Here is a 19,548-nt window from a genome sequence, read left to right on the forward strand (position 1 = left end):
TTAGGACATTTACTGAAAAAACAAGTAAGTAATTCAAAAACAATGAGTTAAAAAGAAGCATCGGTCATCTAAACTGACCAATGCTTCTTTCAATTAATCTTCAACACTTACTTCTGCAGCAATAATACAACCGATTGTTCCACAAATGACAAATCCCATCACGATTGATAGCATACTCTCACACCCCATCAACAGTATTCAAGTTAACCTATTGTTAATTTGAATTTACCATATAAATACGGTGTCAACGTTCGGGGAATGTGAACATTCTGTTAAAGCTTTCGATCTTTCCTTTTACGGAAAACAAGTGTCAACAATAAGATATTAAGATACATGTGCATCACTCCTCATCTTAGAGAGCTCTGTTAGTCGGTATCCTTCTCCACCCACAAAACTGCATTTCTTCTTTGCATTAAAAACATCATTGTTATTCCCGCCTTTCATAAATTTTTTTAACTAACATTAAAATAAGCGATGTACGCTTAGTGCACGATTTTTCATATTTTCATAAGCTTCTCTCGCCATTTCATTACGCAAAGCATCATCCAAAGACACTTTACGTTGTCTAATCGTCACAGTAAAAAATAGAATATTCAGGGTCATAATTCCCACCTCCTTATCAGAAAATCGTAAGTAACCTTCTCTGTAATCCAAGCATCCTTTTTTAGGCACAAAAAGGCCGTAAAGAACAATCTCTACGGCCTTAAAAAGGGCACAAAAAGCCGCAGGGCACAATCCCCCTGCGGCTTGGATGCTTATAGTAAGTTTTACATTACGCGATCCATTCCTTATGATTCGTGAAGAACCATGCAGGTCGATTGTGAAAATAATCCATATAAAGTTGTTGAAGACTTTTCAATTCCCATATTCATCATCATTTTCATCGACCTCCTTTTAGAATTTTTCGCTTACAGTGGTAATTATATCCACTATACTAGTAGTTGTAAACCTTTTTTTACCTATTTTTCAGAAAAATATACAAAAAACATACAATTCTAGCTTTCTAATCCCTGCTTTAAGTCCTCAATTAGGTCTTCAACATCCTCTAAACCAACAGAGATACGTACTAAACCATCTGTGATCCCAAGCTCTGCACGACGCTCTTTCGGAATCGATGCATGAGTCATACGTGCTGGAACAGAAATAAGACTCTCTACAGCACCTAAGCTTTCTGCTAACGTGAAGTATTTTACTTTACTAAGCAGTTCATCAGCTGCCGCTTCACTTCCGACGTCAAAAGAGATCATTCCACCAAAGCCTGTCGCTTGTTTCTTTGCAATGTCATGATTCGGGTGCGTCTCTAGTCCAGGATAATACACTTTTTTCACTTGAGGATGATCTTCTAGAAAAGCAACGATTTCTTTCGTATTCGCTTCAGTCTCTTCCATTCGTACTCCAAGTGTTTTAATTCCTCTCATCAATAACCATGAATCCTGAGGTCCTAAAACGCCTCCAGTTGAGTTTTGAACAAAATGAAGATCCTCTGCAAGTTTCTCGCTATTGACTACAACTAAGCCAGCCACAACATCTGAATGTCCACCAATATATTTAGTCGCGCTATGTAGGACAATGTCTGCCCCAAGCTCGATTGGGTTCTGCCAATATGGAGTTGAGAAAGTATTATCTACGATCGTGAGTAAATCATGCTTCTTCGCAATGTTTGCAGCCTCACGAATATCGGTAATTTTTAATAAAGGGTTTGTTGGTGTTTCAATGTAAATGGCCTTTGTGTTCTCTTTGATGGCTTTTTCAATTTCTTTGAGATTACTTGTATCGACGAACGTAGATTCAATGCCAAAGCGGTTTAACACTTTATTCATGACACGGTAAGTTCCACCGTATACATCGTCTGTTAATACAACATGGTCTCCACTATTTAAAAGCATGATCACAGCTGTAATGGCTGCCATTCCTGAACCAAAGGCAAAACCAGCGTGTCCACCCTCAATATCCTTAATTAGCTCTTCTAAAGCGTGACGAGTTGGGTTTCCAGTACGAGAGTATTCAAAGCCCTTATGGCCTCCTACTCCCTCTTGCTTATAGGTACTTACTTGATAAATCGGCACTGATACCGCACCTGTTGCTGGGTCACCAGAAATGCCACCATGAATTAATCTTGTTTTACGCTTCATTCTAGATCCCTCCTTCATAAATTTTCTTGCTTAAGTATCTTTCACTTCCGTCCGGAAAAATAACGACAATATTTGTTCCTTTCGGAGCGATTTTCGCTTCTTCTAATGCTGCATACAAAGCGGCTCCAGATGAACTTCCTACTAGGAGACCTTCCTTTTTTGCAAGTTCCTTCACGAGTTTAAAAGCATTAATATCAGAAACTGTGTGAATTGCATTAAAATAGTTCGGATCCATATATCCTGGAAGAAATTCCATTCCGATTCCCTCCGTTTTATGAGGTCCAGGCTCTCCACCGTTTAAAATCGAACCTTCAGGCTCGACAATCACCGTTTTGATATCTTCTTTTTGTTCCTTTAGGTAACGCGCCGTTCCCATAAAGGTTCCACCCGTACCAGCCCCAGCGACAAACACGTCAATTTGTCCATCTAACTGTTCCCAGATTTCTGGACCCAATGTTTTATAATAAGTATGAGGATTTGCAGGGTTTCCAAACTGCTGCGGACAATATGAATTAGGAATTTCCTGAAGCAATTCACTAGCCTTTTCGATTGCTCCCTTCATGCCTTTTTCCGTAGGAGTGTGAACAATTTCTGCCCCTAAAGCTTTCATGAGCTCCTGTTTTTCCACACTAAATTTTTCCGGAACACAGAGTATAACCTTAATTCCAGAATTGATCGCAGCAAGAGCCAAGCCAATCCCTGTATTTCCAGCGGTTGGTTCAATAATCGTGCTTCCTTCACTTATTTTTCCAGTTGCAATGGCTTCATGGAGAAGTTCCATGCCTAATCGGTCTTTCACACTACCTCCTGGATTGAGGAACTCAAGCTTGGCAAAAAGCCGTACTCCCTCTGGTAATGAAAACTGTGTGATTTCAAGCATCGGTGTTTGACCAATCAGTTCATGGACATTTTTGTATATCTTCAAAATACTCACCCTTTAACTTGACCTAGATGTTCTTCTTATTGATTGCTGCCACAATTTTCATCACAAGTGTGGCTGAATGTAGAGCAGCTTTGTCTAAAAATTGCTCAAAAGATACATTTGATTCTTTACCAGCAATATCTGATAAAGAACGGATGATGACAAAAGGAGTGCCAAATTGATGAGATACTTGCGCGATCGCTGCTGCTTCCATTTCTACTGCTTGAAGGTCGATAAATTTATCTTGAATCGCCTCAACTCGCTTCGGATCATTCATAAAAGAATCACCCGTTGCAATCAATCCTTTTACAACCTGAATACCCTCGATTTCCCCTGCTGCATCTTCAGCAATTTCCACGAGTTCTTCATTTGCAATAAAAGCAGGTGGTAGCTGTGGCACTTGACCATACTCATACCCAAAAGCCGTAACGTCCACATCATGATGTCGAACCTCAGAGGAAATGACCACGTCTCCCACATTTAGGTCCGGATTAAATCCACCAGCAGAGCCAGTATTAACAACAAAGTCAGGCTTATATTTTTCTAAAAGGATGGATGTCGACATAGCAGCGTTCACCTTTCCGATTCCCGAACGAAGTAAAATGACGTCTGCTCCATCCATTTTTCCTAAGGTAAATTCACAGCCTGCGATTGTCTCAACCTTCTTATTCTCTATTTTCTCTCTTAGTAAAGTTACTTCTTCTTCCATTGCTCCAATGATAGCAATTGTCATGATCCAACCTCTTTCTTATCTTTTGATTCCTTCCATAATCCAGACAAAATCATTTACCTGTTCAAAATGCACAGAAAAATTGTTGTCTTCCATCATTTTTTTCAAAACAGGAATGGTTGTATAGTACTCCCTCTCAAGATCCTCCGCCAGATTATTAAAGTTCTGCTTCTTAGCTTTTTCAATAGCTCGTTTATATGCTTCAACTGATTCGTACATCGTATCCGCAAAAACTATTTTACCACCAGGTTGGAGTAACTTTCCATAAGCATCAATAGCTTCTGCTTTTTCTTCGTCTGTTAAGTGGTGAAACGCATAGGTACTCACAATCGTTTGAATATCCTCTTCTGTTTCAAAGCTTTGAAAATCGCCTTCTTTAATCTGAGCGCGATCGCCTAATTTTTCAATTGCTTTTTTGCGCATAGACCGTGAAGGTTCAAAGGCTGTTACCTGTAATCCTTTATTTAACAGCTTCTCCGTGAGATTGCCTGTACCTGGACCAAATTCAATTACATGCCCAAATGATCGGTTCGCCACTATTGATAAAATTAAGTCATAATGTTCGAATACTGCTTTATATTCAAGATCGTGGCCAGTGACACTCTCATCATAAGAATCTGCCCAGTCTTCAAATAACTCGATAAATTCTTTTCCCATTTTCACACTCTCCATATTCCTGATGTAATATAAACAATTCCTATGAGTATACTATGAATTAATGAAAATCTTGTTCTTAATGTACCATATCGGCAAATAGCTAGCAATGGTGTGGCTAACTGTCAGAATAGTAAGGTTTTTAGACAAAAAAAAGAATGGACGGAGCCATTCTTTTTTCATATTTATTCAATTGAGGATAATTGTTCAACCCGTGTAGGTTTCCAGCCTTGGCCATCAACCCATTCGATGTATACTCGGTAAATTTCTGCTTTCCCTTTTGTATAGACTGTACCAACAGACTTATTAGGTCCATTATTCCCTAAGAATTGGATGGTCATTTGATCTTCAGATAATCCTGTTGCATAAGAAATCGCATTAACCATTTCATCCCAATCCACACCATCATAAGAGTTATGGTGTTCACCAGTTTGAACCGTGCCAACTGGTTTCCATGCTGGATTGACGATTGTTTTGATTACATTTGGAGCACTTCCGCCGTCTGTCACAACTGCTTCAGCTGATTCTCCACCATTTTCATTTTCATCGACTTCTTCTTCGTCGGCTTCTTCCTCATCAGCCTCTTCTTCATTTTCATCTGACCCAACAGCCGAGCTTTGTTCTGTATCCGTTTCTTCTTCAGAAGCTTCATCCTCAGTTACTCGTGAAGATTCATCTTGTTTTTCATCCGAAGCTTTACTTGACTCACTTTTCGTTTCTTCTACGTTCTGTTCTGCTCTTTCGTCATCGTTTCCTCCAAAAAAGATGTTAATCGAAACAACAATGATGAGTAGTAATACAACACCGATTAAGCCATTTAAAATTATATTAGTTTTTTTCTTTTTTGTACGTCTATGATAGCGTGATCCATAATTATCAATTCGCATTGCATGTCCTCCCCTAAAACGTTTATCTTTAATTTATATACATCGGTATTACTTTTAGTAACAAAAATTAAAGAATGTATCTATTTGTTTCTGTTTACAAACAGTAAACAAAAAAGAGCCATGTGAAAAGCAGTCATGAAGATGTCACAATTCTATCACGTCTTACCCAAAACTTGAAGGGATATATCACCTAGTCATAAAAAGACAAGAAGTTGCTAAGTAATAGGAGTAAAGAGAGTTGACAAAATAAAAGCAGGAACTTCAGGCTGAATGAAAACGTTTGTCTTTCAAGGCGCGTAGCCTTGGGAGGAGCGGAGTTACCATAGTAGGTAATGAGCACCGGACAAGGCGAAGCAACAAAGAAAGCGAGCGTTTTTCAACAGTCTGAAGTTCCTAACTAGTAGGAACTTCCCCCATATTTCCTTTATGATCCAATTCATAGAGTCCTTTTACCAAATCTGCAAACAGTGGAGTAACAGAACCTTCTGTGTCATACACACCCAAATTGACAGTTACCAATGCATACTTAGGATTGTCAAAAGGAAAGTAGCCAGCAAACCATTTATTCAAAAGCTGCTGTTCTCCTTCAAACCTCCCTGTTTCTGCAGTACCTGACTTACCAGCCACCTCATAAGGAAGCCCTTGCAAGCCTCTTCCTGTACCCTTTTCACTTACGACGACTTCGCGAAGTAGCTTCTGTAGCTTCATCGCCGTATAGGGGGAAATCGATTCATCCCCTAAAGACTTCTCCTCAAATGGCAGTAGGGAGGTTCCATCCTTATAGTCAATTTCAGTTGCTGCCCTAACCATTTCACTTTTCCCTCCCCTTGCAATTGTCGCCATCATATTAGCGATGGCTAGGGGAGTTAATCTTACTTCATGCTGCCCGATTCCGGTCATAGCCACAAAATTATTATCCTTTTTAGCCGATTCGTCTAGAAAAATCCTCCCATTGTCCTCCTCCATTTGTCGGAAGTTTTCGAAGTGGTAAATATCGCCTTCCCACCCGACTTGTCCTACAACGGAAAGTTTTTTCGCATAATCCTCAATAATATTCTCATCTATTTCCTTTAATTCCTTTGCTATTGTACCGAAAGTATTGTTACAGCTCTGGGCAAAGCTTTCAGTAAACGAGAGCATGCCATGCTGATACTTCTGGTCAGGCGTACCTGTAATCGTCTTATCACAGTCAAATACCCTTGTCGGATCATCTAAGTCATATTCAATAGCCGCCGCAGCAATAATCGTTTTAAAAACAGAACCAGGAATTTGTTGCTTCAACATCATATTATTAATCCCTGCTTCCGAATAAGGAGCATCCTTATTTATATAAGGACGTGAAACAGAAGCTAAAATCGAGTTTGTTTCTAGATCAAGAAGGACAAGTCCTCCATTCTCGATCTTATGTTTGTCTACGAGCTCCTCCGCTAGCAACTGGATTTCCTTATCTAAGGTTGTTTTCACATTGACTGGATAAAATGGATTAGCAGGCTCCACGTATTTCACATTAATACCGAACAATGGTCCTCCTATTCCATCAACATGGTAAACTAGCTTCGACTTCCCATCAGGAAGAAGGAATTCATCGAAGCTTTTTTCTAAACCAGTTAAGCCCACTAGAGAATCTGTCGGTAGGTCTTTATCCGGATATCTTTTCTGAAGAACTGTATGATTTTGACCTGTGATCCCTATTAGTTGTTCTGCAGGATATTCCGTTAACGCATATTTCTTTTCTACCGCAAACACACCTGGGATCTCTAACTTATTTATTTGTTCCATTTGCTTGTTTGTTAAGGACATAATTTTAGGGTTTCCAAACGCAAAAGGTTCTTTTGCTTGCTCAATCTTACGAAGAAGAGTTGAGGTGGGAACACCGATAATTTGAGCCACTTTTTCTACTTCCCACTCCACATTTTTTAAAAAGGGAAAAAAAATGAGAACTGGTATCCTCTGATGGATTAGAGATTCACCGTTACGGTCAAGAAAGCCCCCTCGTCCATTATCAATAACCATTTCTTGGGAACGTTGTTTCACACTGGCTTCAAGAAGATTGACGTGGTGCTTAGAGAAATCCCTTGAATCAAGCAATTGTATCTGCACGAGTCTACCAATCAAAAGTGTCACCAAACATAAACATACTGATAATAAAACAACCGCTCTTTTCCTCCACATAAAAAAACACCTCGTCAAAAGTGTTGACGAGGTGTAAGTGTTTCAAACATTTTATTGAATTTTAGTGATGCGAACGTTCATTTCTCCACCTGGTGTTTGAACGGAAACTTCATCTCCTACTTTACGACCCAGAAGGCTTTTTGCGATTGGAGAATCATTTGAAATTTTTCCTTCAAACGGATCTGCTTCCGCACTACCAACGATTGTGTAAGTTTCTTCTTCACCATCAGGTAACTCTAAGAATGTAACAGAACGGCCAAGAGTAACTGCATCACCGCTTAGTTCATCCTCTTCGATAATTTTTGCATTTCGGATCATATTTTCAATCGTCGTAATACGACCTTCCACAAATGCTTGTTCTTCCTTCGCAGAATCGTATTCAGAGTTCTCTGATAAATCACCAAAACTACGAGCTATTTTAATTCTTTCAACAACTTCTTTTCTCTTTACTGATTTTAAATTTTCAAGTTCTTGTTCTAATTTTTCCTTCCCCGCTAAAGTCATCGGGAATACTTTCTCTGTAGCCAAATCCTTCACTCCTTCTAGTTTCACAACCCCCAAATTAGATTGTGTGTATATTTTTATCTTCTTATTTAGCAGAGCTAAATTCGATTCGCATTTTAATAAACCGCTTTCGCTAAGTTATAAAACGCTTTATGTAGCTGAGCATTTATACTTTTCACAAATGCACAGGAGCGCGCCCCTTTTATAGGGCGCGCAATATAGAGTGTCCAAATAGACCTTTTTTAAAACAGGAGCTATCCAAATGATAGGGATTTCACTCCATATTATTTAATGCTTATTGTGTCATAAAAATGATTTTTGTTCAAGAATTGTTTGAATCTTTGTGACCATTAAATCGATCGCCACATGATTTTGACCACCCTCAGGGATGATAATATCAGCGTATCGCTTCGTTGGTTCAATAAATTGATTGTGCATCGGACGCACAACATTCACATATTGATCAATGACCGAATCCAAAGTACGTCCACGTTCCTTAATATCACGTGCAAGTCTACGAATGATGCGAATATCGGCATCTGTGTCTACATATAACTTAATGTCCATAAGTTCACGAAGACGCTCATCTTCAAGTACAAGAATTCCTTCTAAAATGATAACATCCCTTGGTTCCACTTGAATGACTTCTTCTGATCTTGTGTGCAAAGCATAATCATAAACTGGCTTTTCAATCGCCTGATTGTTTTGCAGCATTTTAATATGTTCATACAATAATTCATTATCAAATGCTAATGGATGGTCATAATTGGTCTTTAGACGTTCTTCAAATGGTAGATGCGTCTGATCTTTGTAATAGGAATCCTGCTCAATCATTAAAATAGAATGTCCCTTAAATTTGTTGTAAATTGCTCTCGTTACACTTGTTTTTCCTGAACCGGATCCCCCGGTTACGCCAATGACAACAGGTTTGCGCATCTTTCTTAGAGCTCCTTTCGCATCATGTTGTTAGGGTAAACCGGTTGATTCACTTTAAACTTCACAATTTGGAGTGGGTGGCGCGCTACATCTAGCTCATTACCCTTTTCGTCCCAAATCTGCTCAATTACTTGTGTAAAGTTTTCAATTTCAGGTCCAAAGAATTCAACCTCTTGACCTACTTTGAAGTAATTACGTTGTTGTAATGTGACCAATTGCGTATTTGGATCATAATCCAATACTAACCCCACAAAGTCAAAATTCGTCTTTTTGCTATGGTTTCCAAACATTTGCTCATTATACCCTGGAACACCTTCAAAAAATGCAGAGGCGGTCTCACGGTTCGCACATTTATCAAGCTCTTCAAGCCACTCACGCTTAATCTTAAAGTTATCCGGATCAGCACAGTAAGCATCAATTACTTTTCGATACACACTTACAACCGTTGCGATGTAGTGGATTGACTTCATTCTGCCTTCAATTTTCAAGCTGTCGATTCCAATTTCAATCATACGTGGAATGGACTCAATTAATTTTAAGTCCTTTGGACTCATGGCAAAAGGAGCATCTCCTTCAGCAAATAAGGAAACCTCTTCTTCACCTTGTAAATCATAAAGATCATAGTCCCAACGGCATGACTGACAGCACCCACCACGATTCGAGTCACGGGCTGTCATGTGATTACTCAATGTACAACGGCCAGAAAAAGCGATACACATTGCCCCATGGATGAATGTTTCAATTTCAATATCGACTTTTTCTTTCATCAATTCAATTTCTTCTGCACTTGTTTCACGAGCTAGCACGACACGCTCTAGCCCTTCTTCTTTCCAAAATTGAACGGCTTTCCAGTTGGAAAGGGATTGCTGTGTACTTAAATGCACTTCAATTTCTGGAGCTAATCTGCGGCATGTTTCAATAATAAGAGGGTCACCGACAATAATCCCGGCTATTCCTGCTTCTTTTAATCCTAAGATATATTCTTCTAGTCCATCGATGTTTTCGTTATGAGCAAAAATATTTGTTGTTACATAGATTTTTGCCCCATATTTTTTGGCAAATTCTACGCCTTCTTTCATTTCTTCAAATGTAAAGTTATCAGCGTTTGAACGTAATCCGTACTCTTGTCCACCGATAAAAACAGCATCTGCACCATAGTGAACAGCAATTTTTAATTTTTCAAGGTTACCCGCAGGCGCAAGTAACTCTGGTTTTTTCACAATGACACGTTTGCCATCAACGATTTTGGAAATTCGGTCTTGCATCGTTGTTGCCATGAGTGAACCTCCTTATAGATATGATTCTTAGTAAACTGTTTCTTTAAAGAAGAAGCCTGTGTCTAGACGACGGTTTGGTGGTTGAATTTTTTCAATTTCGGTTAAAAATTCATCCTTTTGGTCCTCATATTGATCCGGGTCTTCTACACATAAATCAATCGCTTTTCGGTAAAGCTTTGTCACCGTCTCAATGTACTCAGAGCTCTTTAGAATTCCATCAATTTTAAAAGAATCAACTTCTGCTTCAATAAACTCTTGTAATTCATCGATCATGCAAATATCATTAGGACTCATAATATGAGTTCCATTTGCATCCTCAAAAATAGGATATTTGTTTTCACGTTCTTTATCATGTAAAAACATATTGCTGTTTTCTTTACGATTTTCGATTTCAAGCGCTTTTCCTTGATACTCAAAATAATTCCCTAAAAGCGAACGTTTTGACTGGAACATCGCTGTCATTCCGTGTACTTGAATTTCAATTTCAACCTCAGCATGCTCTTTCATTTCAATAACTGCATCCATGCTAAGTTCGCGGGCTAGTATCGCGCGTTTTGCACCTTTTCGTCCCCAATAATTACAATGGTACCAGTTCGTTGCTGTTGTTTCTGTACCCCAATGGAGCTTTAATTCGGGCGCAACTTCTTTTGCCACCATTAAAACTGCTGGATCACCATAAATAACCGCATCAGCATTTGCCTCATCGACAAATTTTAGATAATCATAAAGCTCTTCAATTTTGTCATTATGAAAAATCGCATTGACAGCCACATAGACTTTCTTGCCTTTTGAATGGGCAAGTTCGATCGTTTTCGCTACATCTTCACGTGAGAATTCGCCTGCTAGTCTTAAGCCATAACGCACTTCTCCGATGACGAATGCATCTGCACCTGCTTCACATAAAGGAAGAATATCTTCAACTGTTTTCGGCGTCACCAATAATTCTGGTTTTTTCAATGTAATCACCTCTTCTTACTAATCGCAACTCCATCTCCCACCGGTAAAATAACCGTATGATAGTCTGGATGACTCATAAGCCATTCATTAAATTCATTTATTTTCTTAACAAGACTCCGTATCCGTTTATTCTCAATGTTCGGTTCGCAGACGAGTCCTTTAAATAACACATTATCTGTGATTATTATTCCATCATCAGAGAGATAGTTCGAATACATTTCAAAAAAACGTTTGTACTGCCCTTTTGCAGCATCAATAAAGATTGCATCGTAAGGAGCCAGTTTTTTCACTTGGTCCTCGACTTCAAGGGCGTCACCTTTGATTAAATGAATGTTATCCGTTTTATTAGCTAATTGAAAGTTTTCCTCAGCCTTCGTGTAACGTTCTTCATCTCTCTCGATGGTAACAACCTTTGTATGAGGTATAGCATCTGCCATTCTCAAAGCAGAATAACCAATCGCCGTTCCAACCTCTAGAATCCTTTTTGGCTGTTGTATCCTTAAAATCTGTAGTAAAGCTTCTATTCCCGCAGACTCCATGATAGGAACATCATTTTCTTCTGCATAGCTTTCAATACGCGAGAAAAGCTCAGACCTCTTAGGAATCAGCTGTTCAATATATTGTTGGATTTCACCGTTCATTTACTGCTCCACCTCGGGTCTTTTCAGCATAAGCACTTTTAACATTAATTATCTATAGACATGAAAAAATAGCGTTCACACCGCAAGATTCATAGACGAAAGACAAAACGAATCGAGCAAACATGTGGTATACGCTATCGACTGATGTATAAAACACTTTTTCTATTTTAGCATAAAGAAAATAAATTCACAACGATTCAAAGCAGACTAAATTGAAAAGAGGAATGCCTAAAAGACACTCCTCAAAATGATTAATTAATTTATGTGCTCTGCTTTCAATTGATTATGTTCTTCCAATGTTTTGGAGAAGTAAACCTCACCAGTTGGAGCTGCTAAGAAGTATAAATAATCTGTTTCTGCCGGATTAAGCGCCGCTTCAATCGATGATACACCTGCATTGGCAATCGGACCTGGCGTTAAACCCGTGTTGATGTACGTGTTGTAAGGATCATCAATTTCTAAATCCTTATAGTATACTTTTTCTTTATGCTCTCCTTTTGCATATAAAACCGTCGGATCGGTTTGAAGAGGCATTCCCACATCTATTCGATTATAAAAGACACTCGCGATTTGATCACGCTCTATTTTCTCCGTCGCTTCTTCTTCGATTAATGAAGCCATCGTGAGTAATTTATGTGGCGTAAATTCCTTTTCAGCCATAGCGCCTGAGAATTCCTCAATCACTTCTTCTGTTTTATTAAGCATGACTGAGACAATTTCTTCTAATGTAGGCTCCTCTTTATAGTACGGATACGTAGCTGGGAAAAGATAGCCTTCCAATGGATGCTTAACATTTTCCGCTAAAATTTCTTCCGTTAATAAATTCGGATACTTTTGCATCAATTTCTCGATAAACGCCTTATCGTTTAGTTGTTGAAGAACTTCTTCACTATTAAGATTGGCTTTTTCAGCAATAATCGTAGCTATCTCTTTTAGTTGTTTTCCTTCAGGTAACGTAATTTTGAAGACGATATCTTCCATTAGCTTACCGGTTTTTAAGCTTTCGATAATCTCTGGGAAGGTCATCGCCGGCGTTAAGGCATATTCTCCTGCCATAAACCCGGATTCATTTTTGAATTTCACGTAATATTTGAAGACCTTTGCATCTTTAATGATGCCATTCTCTTCAAGTATTTGGGCAATTCCCGTAACGGATGAACCAATCGGGATTTCGACTGTTTTTTCTTTTTTGCTAGATGGGTCAACTGGCTCTAGGGCTCCTTTTATGTAAAAGTAACCGCCAGTAAGTGTACCTGCCACAACTAGAAATAAAACGATGGATATGATTAAAACTATTTTTCGTACTACTTTGGCTTCTTGTTGTTGTTCTATCATTTTTTCACGCATATAATCCTTTTTAGTTTTTGTTTCCTCCGATGCCATCAAGTTCCCCCCAATAAACAAACGTGGATGAATTTCTACTATTTTTGCTCATCTCGCATCATTATACTATATTTCCTCAAATTACGCAGTTACTAGACAAAAAATCAAAAAGTTCGATAAGAAATAGAAATTTGAAGCGGCTAGTAGGTTGTTGATTTCCTCTCCAGCAGTCGCTTTCCGCGTGCGTGACGGAGCCGCTTCCCACGCTATGCTCAGTCTAGGGTGGTCCCGGGCATTTCATGCGGACACTATTCACTAGGCTTCTCTCATTAGTGTCTTCATGAACACTTCATGCGGTCACTATTCATCTGACTTCCTTAATTAGTGTCTTCATGAACGCTCCATGCGGTCACTATTAATTAGTGTCTTCATGAACGCTCCATGCGGTCACTATTCACCTGACTACCTTAATTTGTGTCTTCATGAACACTTCATGCGGTCACTATTCACATGACTACCTTAATTAGTGTCTTCATGAACGCTCCATGCGGTCACTATTCACATGACTACCTTAATTAGTGTCTTCATGAACACTTCATGCGGTCACTATTCACCTGACTTCCCGATTATGTCCATATAATTGGTAAAAAGAATAGGTCATCATCATGACCCGTGTTACAATGTTTTCGACCAAGAAACCATTTTACGGAGGACATGATGATGACCCAACTAAATATTACTATAAACCTAGAAGATCTCAAAGGAAAAATCGAAAATAGCTCCTTGGAATCTCCTGTAAAAGCAGCTCTTACCTTATTGTTAAACTCTCTTATGGAAAAAGAAAGAGATGAATACATTAATGCTCTTTCCCATGAAAGAACGGAAGAAAGAAAAGCCTACAGAAATGGATACTACGAACGTGAACTTATAACTGGTTCAGGTTCCTTAAAACTTCGAGTTCCACGTACTCGAGATGGAGAATTTTCTACTACTATTTTTGAAAAATACAAGCGTTGTGAACAGGCGCTAATCCTTTCTATGATGGAAATGGTTATCAACGGAGTCTCTACACGGAAGGTCACAAAAGTAGTAGAAGAACTTTGCGGGACAAGTGTGTCTAAATCTATGGTGTCGAATCTGACTAAATCTTTGGACCCTATTGTTAATGAGTGGAGAGAGCGTCCTTTAAACACGATTTATTACCCTTATGTCTACGTTGATGCTATGTATATTAAGGTTCGTGAGAACGACAGAGTAGTCCCTAAAAGCGTTCATATTGCTTGTGGAGTTAATCAAGATGGCCGTAGAGAAATCATTGGTCTCAAGATCAATCATGGCGAATCTACAGAGAGCTGGACCCTCTTTTTTGAATACTTAAAGTCAAGAGGACTCCAGTCACCCAAAATGGTGATTTCTGATGCTCATGCTGGTTTGGTTAATTCTATTAAGCATTCATTCTTGGGCACCTCTTGGCAAAGATGTGCGGTTCACTTCCTAAGAAACATTGTGGAAACCTTTCCAAAGAAAGACTCTTTAGAAGCTCGACAAGAGCTAAAGGATTTATTCAAGACCTCAAACCTAACGGTTGTTAGAAAATTAAAGGATAACTTTGTTGAGAAGTACCAGAATGTCAAAGGTTATTCAAAAGCCATCGAGAAGTTAGAGGCTGGCTTTGAAGACTCCATTCAATTTCTTTCCCAACCGGCTCAGTATCATGTAAGCTTACGCACCACAAATATGGTTGAACGAGTGAACAGAGAAATCAGAAGAAGAGAAAAAGTCATACAAATCTTCCCTAATGATCAATCAGCTATTAGAATTATCGGATCTGTTTTAATGGATATTGAAGAAGAATGGAGTAAGGTAAAAACTCCTTACTTAAGTGAAATGAAAGCTTTTAAAAGACTCTAACAGTTTAGTTCCCAATCTCTCTTTGTATTGAGCATATATGGACATGTTAGCCAGGAACCAAGAGTTATCCCCTAGGTAACCTTCCCGACTAACATGTCCTCCCCTCAATATAAATGAGAAATAAATATAGTTCTAAATAACAGTATATTAACTTGACAGAAGCATTGTAATACTTTTACACAATATTATGGACTTGACTGACTTCCCTAATTAGTGTCTTCATGAACGCTCCATGCGGTCACTATTCACCTGACTACCTTAATTAGTGTCTTCATGAACGCTCCATGCGGTCACTATTCACCCGACTTCCCTAATTAGTGTCTTCATGAACGCTCCATGCGGTCACTATTCACTTGACTACCTTAATTTGTGTCTTCATGAACGTTTCATTCGGTCACTATTCACCTGACTACCTTAATTAGTGTCTTCATGAACGTTTCATGCGGACAGCTTTATCCAGTTTTCTCAAATAGTTGTCTTCTGACGGGGGCATGCAGACAGCTTTGCCAAATTTTCTATAATAGATGGTTTCATCAACGATTTCGAGACTAGGAGGCTCGCGGAATCCCGGCCCCCCCGAAAAGCAAGCGCACGGAGCAGAAATCAACCCCATCCACAAAAAAAGACAAAAAAAGGTACCGAGAGCAATCCTCGATACCTTTTGTCTAGTCTAACTTATTCGTCTTCTTGTTCATCAAGGAATGTGTTTAGCATTTCCTCGATTAGATCCCATTCTTCTTCTGTTTCAATTGGTTGAAGGTCTCCGTCCTTGTTATCTTCTGAAGGAGTGAAAGCAGATGCATGGATTTCAGTTTCTTCATCATCTGAATCATCTTCACCGATTGGATAGTAAAGTACATAAGACTTTCCGAATTCCTCTGAATCGAAAGTAAAGAGAATTTCACAAAGCTGTTCGTTTCCGTCTTCATCAACTACTGTAATATGGTTATCACCGTGGTTCATTTTGTCACCTCATCATTTTTGACTATCTAAGTAACCTTGTAAAATCATGACTGCTGCCATTTTATCGATTACCTTTTTTCTTTTTTTACGACTCACATCTGCCTCAAGAAGGACTCTCTCGGCAGCCATCGTCGTTAAACGCTCGTCCCAATAAACTACCGGTAGGCCAAATAGCTTCTCCAATTCATTCCCGAAAAAAAAACTTGCCTCTCCGCGTGGTCCGATCGTGCCATTCATATTTTTTGGTAAGCCAACAACGATTTTGCTTACCTGATACTCTTTAATAATTTTGCCAAGTTGCTCAAAACCAAACACATTTCTTTCTTCATTTATGCGAATTGTTTCTAAGCCCTGGGCTGTCCACCCTAATTCATCACTAAGAGCAACGCCAACTGTTTTCGAGCCGACGTCAAGTCCCATGGTTCGCATATTCTTATGATCCCTCTCGCTGTTGTTTTAAATATGACTTCACAAGTTCCTCGATGATTTCATCTCGCTCTAGCTTGCGAATAATATTTCGCGCATCACGATGACGCGGTATATAGGCAGGATCACCAGAAAGTAGGTAACCAACAATTTGATTTATCGGATTATACCCTTTTTCTTGAAGGGCCTCATATACTTCTAAAAGAACTTCCTTGACGTCATGTTCAAATGGCTCTTCCGGAAAACTAAATCTCATTGTCTTATCAAATGAGCTCATAATTTGCACCTCGCTTTTAAATTCAACGCGAATTAAGATTTAAAGGCTTGTGAGAAAAGAGCCTTCTTGATGTTACCTACATTTTACACTACTTTGTCCTAATATCAAACGGATTTGATATATTCCTCTACAAAAGCAAGAGCGTCATCCAATTTATTCGGATCTTTTCCACCTGCTTGGGCCATATCAGGTCGGCCACCACCGTTACCACCACAACGTGTTGCAACTTCTTTGATTAGTTTTCCAGCATGATAGCCTTGGTCGATTAAATCTTTTGTTACTGCAGCAATAATATTCACTTTATCTTCATGAACACTTCCAAGCACAAGTACAGCGGAACCAAGCTTTTGCTTTAAGTCATCTGCCATATTGCGTAGATTGTTCATATCGACACCTTGAATTTTTGCTGAAAGAACAGTTACTCCATTGATTTCTTTTGCCTTATCTACAAGGCTTCCAGCTTCAATGTTACCCAATTTTGCTGCAAGAGATTCATTTTCCCTTTGTAATTGTTTGATTTCCCCTAAAAGGATATCAATTCTATTCGCAACTTCCTTAGGGTTTGTTTTCAGTTTCGCACCAGCCGATTTGAGAACATTGATTTGTTCAATCATTTGCTGATATGCACCTTCACCAGTTACTGCTTCAATACGGCGTGTTCCTGCACCAATACCGCTCTCAGAAACAATTTTAAATAAACCAATCACGGAAGTGTTAGGGACGTGGCAACCACCACATAATTCTAAGCTATAGTCACCGACCTGAACTACACGAACAATATCACCATATTTTTCACCAAAGAGCGCCATAGCTCCCATTGCCTTAGCTTCTTCAATACCTTTGTAATCTATATTAACCGCTAAGCCACGCCAGATTTTCTCGTTCACAATCGCTTCGATCTGTTCTAGCTCATCCGCTTTAATTTGCCCAAAATGTGAGAAGTCAAAACGAAGGCGATCAGACTGAACTAAGGAACCTGCCTGATTTACATGCTTTCCGAGTACATCCTTTAATGCTTGATGTAAAAGGTGCGTTGCCGTATGGTTCTTGATGATCTTGCTACGGTTTTGCTCATCAACAATTGCCACTACTTGAGCATTTTCTATCAATGTGCCTTCTTCCACGATGGCTCTATGAAGATTTTGTCCATTTGGAGCCTTTTGTACGTCTTTAATAGAAACCTTCAGACCAGCAGCTGATAGTATACCTTCATCGGCAATTTGTCCACCACTTTCTGCGTAGAAAGGAGTCTCATCAAGAATAATTTGTACTTCTTCTCCAGCTGAAGCTGAGTTGATTAACTGTCCATCCTTCACAACAGCAACAACAGTCGAATTTGTTTGAAGCTGATCATACCCAACAAACTTACTCTCAACTTTAATTTCTCCTAATACGCCACCTTGAACCTGCATAGAATCAACATCTTGACGAGCCGCTCTTGCACGTTCTCTTTGTGCTTCCATTTCCGCTTCGAAGCCTTCGTGGTCAATCTTTAGACCTTCTTCTTCAGCATATTCCTCTGTTAACTCCACAGGGAATCCATACGTATCATATAGACGGAAAACATCTTTGCCTTGAATGGTGTCACTTCCAGCTTCCTTCTCTTTTTTCATGATGGAAGCCAGAATGTTTAATCCTTCATGAAGTGTTTCATGGAATCGTTCTTCTTCGTTTTTCATGACTTTTTGAATGAAGTCTGTTTTGTTTTTCACTTCTGGATAGTAGTCAGCCATGATCTCACCAACGACTGGCACTAATTCAAACATGAACGGACGGTTAATATTAATTTGCTTTGCATAACGTACAGCACGGCGAAGTAAGCGACGAAGAACATAGCCACGACCTTCATTTGATGGTAGGGCACCATCTCCAACTGCAAAAGCAACTGTACGAATATGGTCAGCGATAACTTTAAATGCTACATCGCTTTCTTTGCCTTTTCCATATTGAACGCCAGAAATTTCTTCTGTAGCACGAATAATCGGCATAAACAAATCAGTATCGAAGTTTGTTGGTACGTCTTGGACAACGGAAGCCATACGCTCAAGACCCATTCCAGTATCGATGTTTTTCTTTGGTAGCGGCGTGTATGTGCCATCTGGATTATGGTTGAATTCAGAGAACACAAGATTCCAAACCTCTAAATAACGGTCATTTTCCCCACCTGGATATAGTTCTGGATCTGACGAGTCATTGCCGTATTTTTCGCCACGGTCATAGAATATTTCTGTGTTTGGTCCACTTGGGCCTTCCCCAATATCCCAGAAGTTTCCTTCTAATCGAATAATACGTTCTTCAGGAACACCGATTTTCTTGTACCAGTAGTCAAAAGCTTCTTCATCCTCTGGGTGAATCGTTACTGATAAACGTTCTGGGTCAAAGCCAATCCATTTTTCAGAAGTCAAGAATTCCCAAGCCCATTCAATCGCTTCTTCTTTAAAGTAATCACCGATTGAAAAGTTTCCTAGCATCTCGAAAAATGTATGGTGTCGAGCTGTTTTTCCAACGTTCTCTATATCGTTTGTACGAATGGATTTCTGCGCATTCGTAATACGAGGATTATCCGGAATCACACGACCATCAAAATATTTTTTCAGCGTTGCTACACCAGAGTTAATCCAAAGTAGAGACGGATCATCATGTGGTACAAGTGGTGCACTTGGTTCAACAGAATGCCCTTTTTCTTTAAAGAAATCTAAATACATACGACGAATTTCAGCGCCAGTCAGTTTCTTCATCATTTTTCCTCCTAATATGTAATTTTTTGCAAATAAAAAAGCCCTCATCCATAACAGGGACGAGAACTGTGCTCGCGGTACCACCCTGATTACGAATG

Annotated in this window: 18 protein-coding genes and 1 other annotated feature (1 of these 19 cut by a window edge); of the genes, 1 reads left to right on the plus strand and 17 read right to left on the minus strand. The window is 39.2% G+C overall.

Annotated elements, in window-relative coordinates; genetic code table 11:
- Window positions 1–462 precede the first annotated feature (462 nt).
- From FA727_RS10810 to mltG, 13 genes are all read right to left on the minus strand, one after another.
- The gene (locus tag FA727_RS10810) at window positions 463–603 is read right to left on the minus strand and encodes a YrzI family small protein (RefSeq protein ID WP_136830889.1); all 141 of its coding nucleotides are present in this window, start codon (window positions 601–603) and stop codon (window positions 463–465) included.
- Window positions 604–995: 392 nt separating this feature from the next.
- The gene (locus tag FA727_RS10815) at window positions 996–2,132 is read right to left on the minus strand and encodes a bifunctional cystathionine gamma-lyase/homocysteine desulfhydrase (RefSeq protein ID WP_136830890.1); all 1,137 of its coding nucleotides are present in this window, start codon (window positions 2,130–2,132) and stop codon (window positions 996–998) included.
- A 1-nt stretch (window position 2,133) separates the two neighbouring features.
- Window positions 2,134–3,057: a PLP-dependent cysteine synthase family protein gene (locus tag FA727_RS10820; RefSeq protein ID WP_136830891.1), complete on the minus strand. Its 924-nt coding sequence runs from the start codon at window positions 3,055–3,057 to the stop codon at window positions 2,134–2,136.
- 22 nt (window positions 3,058–3,079) lie between these two features.
- Window positions 3,080–3,787: a 5'-methylthioadenosine/S-adenosylhomocysteine nucleosidase gene (gene mtnN / locus FA727_RS10825; RefSeq protein WP_136830892.1), complete on the minus strand. Its 708-nt coding sequence runs from the start codon at window positions 3,785–3,787 to the stop codon at window positions 3,080–3,082.
- 15 nt (window positions 3,788–3,802) lie between these two features.
- Window positions 3,803–4,441 (minus strand): class I SAM-dependent DNA methyltransferase, encoded by a 639-nt coding sequence (locus FA727_RS10830; RefSeq protein ID WP_136830893.1) that lies wholly within the window; start codon window positions 4,439–4,441, stop codon window positions 3,803–3,805.
- Window positions 4,442–4,623: 182 nt separating this feature from the next.
- The gene (locus FA727_RS10835) at window positions 4,624–5,325 is read right to left on the minus strand and encodes a DUF1510 family protein (RefSeq protein WP_136830894.1); all 702 of its coding nucleotides are present in this window, start codon (window positions 5,323–5,325) and stop codon (window positions 4,624–4,626) included.
- Between the two features lie 393 nt (window positions 5,326–5,718).
- A complete protein-coding gene (locus FA727_RS10840; RefSeq protein WP_136830895.1) occupies window positions 5,719–7,497 on the minus strand; it encodes a peptidoglycan D,D-transpeptidase FtsI family protein in 1,779 nt (592 codons plus the stop codon).
- A gap of 51 nt (window positions 7,498–7,548) precedes the next feature.
- Complete coding sequence (greA, locus tag FA727_RS10845) at window positions 7,549–8,025, minus strand: transcription elongation factor GreA (protein ID WP_136830896.1); 477 nt, start codon at window positions 8,023–8,025, stop codon at window positions 7,549–7,551.
- Between the two features lie 279 nt (window positions 8,026–8,304).
- A complete protein-coding gene (udk, locus tag FA727_RS10850) occupies window positions 8,305–8,937 on the minus strand; it encodes a uridine kinase (protein WP_136830897.1) in 633 nt (210 codons plus the stop codon).
- Between the two features lie 5 nt (window positions 8,938–8,942).
- Window positions 8,943–10,214 (minus strand): peptidase U32 family protein, encoded by a 1,272-nt coding sequence (locus tag FA727_RS10855; protein ID WP_136830898.1) that lies wholly within the window; start codon window positions 10,212–10,214, stop codon window positions 8,943–8,945.
- Between the two features lie 27 nt (window positions 10,215–10,241).
- Window positions 10,242–11,171 carry a peptidase U32 family protein gene (locus FA727_RS10860; RefSeq protein ID WP_136830899.1) on the minus strand — a complete coding sequence of 310 codons (930 nt, stop codon included), beginning with the start codon at window positions 11,169–11,171 and terminating at the stop codon, window positions 10,242–10,244.
- Window positions 11,172–11,176: 5 nt separating this feature from the next.
- Window positions 11,177–11,812 carry an O-methyltransferase gene (locus tag FA727_RS10865; protein WP_136830900.1) on the minus strand — a complete coding sequence of 212 codons (636 nt, stop codon included), beginning with the start codon at window positions 11,810–11,812 and terminating at the stop codon, window positions 11,177–11,179.
- Window positions 11,813–12,067: 255 nt separating this feature from the next.
- Entirely contained in the window at window positions 12,068–13,195 is a 1,128-nt protein-coding gene (mltG, locus tag FA727_RS10870) for an endolytic transglycosylase MltG (protein ID WP_136830901.1), read from the minus strand.
- Between the two features lie 660 nt (window positions 13,196–13,855).
- Between mltG and FA727_RS10875 the strand changes: the two genes are divergently transcribed.
- Window positions 13,856–15,046: an IS256 family transposase gene (locus tag FA727_RS10875; RefSeq protein ID WP_136830902.1), complete on the plus strand. Its 1,191-nt coding sequence runs from the start codon at window positions 13,856–13,858 to the stop codon at window positions 15,044–15,046.
- A 675-nt stretch (window positions 15,047–15,721) separates the two neighbouring features.
- Here the strand turns inward: FA727_RS10875 and FA727_RS10880 are convergent.
- The 4 genes from FA727_RS10880 to alaS all read right to left on the minus strand — a co-directional run bounded on the left by FA727_RS10880 (window position 15,722) and on the right by alaS (window position 19,450).
- Entirely contained in the window at window positions 15,722–16,009 is a 288-nt protein-coding gene (locus FA727_RS10880; RefSeq protein WP_136830903.1) for a DUF1292 domain-containing protein, read from the minus strand.
- A 12-nt stretch (window positions 16,010–16,021) separates the two neighbouring features.
- Window positions 16,022–16,438 (minus strand): Holliday junction resolvase RuvX, encoded by a 417-nt coding sequence (gene ruvX / locus FA727_RS10885; protein WP_136830904.1) that lies wholly within the window; start codon window positions 16,436–16,438, stop codon window positions 16,022–16,024.
- A gap of 4 nt (window positions 16,439–16,442) precedes the next feature.
- Window positions 16,443–16,712 carry an IreB family regulatory phosphoprotein gene (locus FA727_RS10890; protein ID WP_126407236.1) on the minus strand — a complete coding sequence of 90 codons (270 nt, stop codon included), beginning with the start codon at window positions 16,710–16,712 and terminating at the stop codon, window positions 16,443–16,445.
- A gap of 104 nt (window positions 16,713–16,816) precedes the next feature.
- Window positions 16,817–19,450, minus strand: a complete 2,634-nt coding sequence (alaS, locus tag FA727_RS10895; protein ID WP_136830905.1) for an alanine--tRNA ligase — start codon at window positions 19,448–19,450, stop codon at window positions 16,817–16,819.
- A gap of 52 nt (window positions 19,451–19,502) precedes the next feature.
- Window positions 19,503–19,548 (minus strand) — a binding site (T-box leader); it runs 167 nt beyond the window's last position.

It is taken from the genome of Robertmurraya kyonggiensis, from assembly GCF_005116465.1.
GTDB classification, from domain to species: domain Bacteria; phylum Bacillota; class Bacilli; order Bacillales; family Cytobacillaceae; genus Robertmurraya; species Robertmurraya kyonggiensis.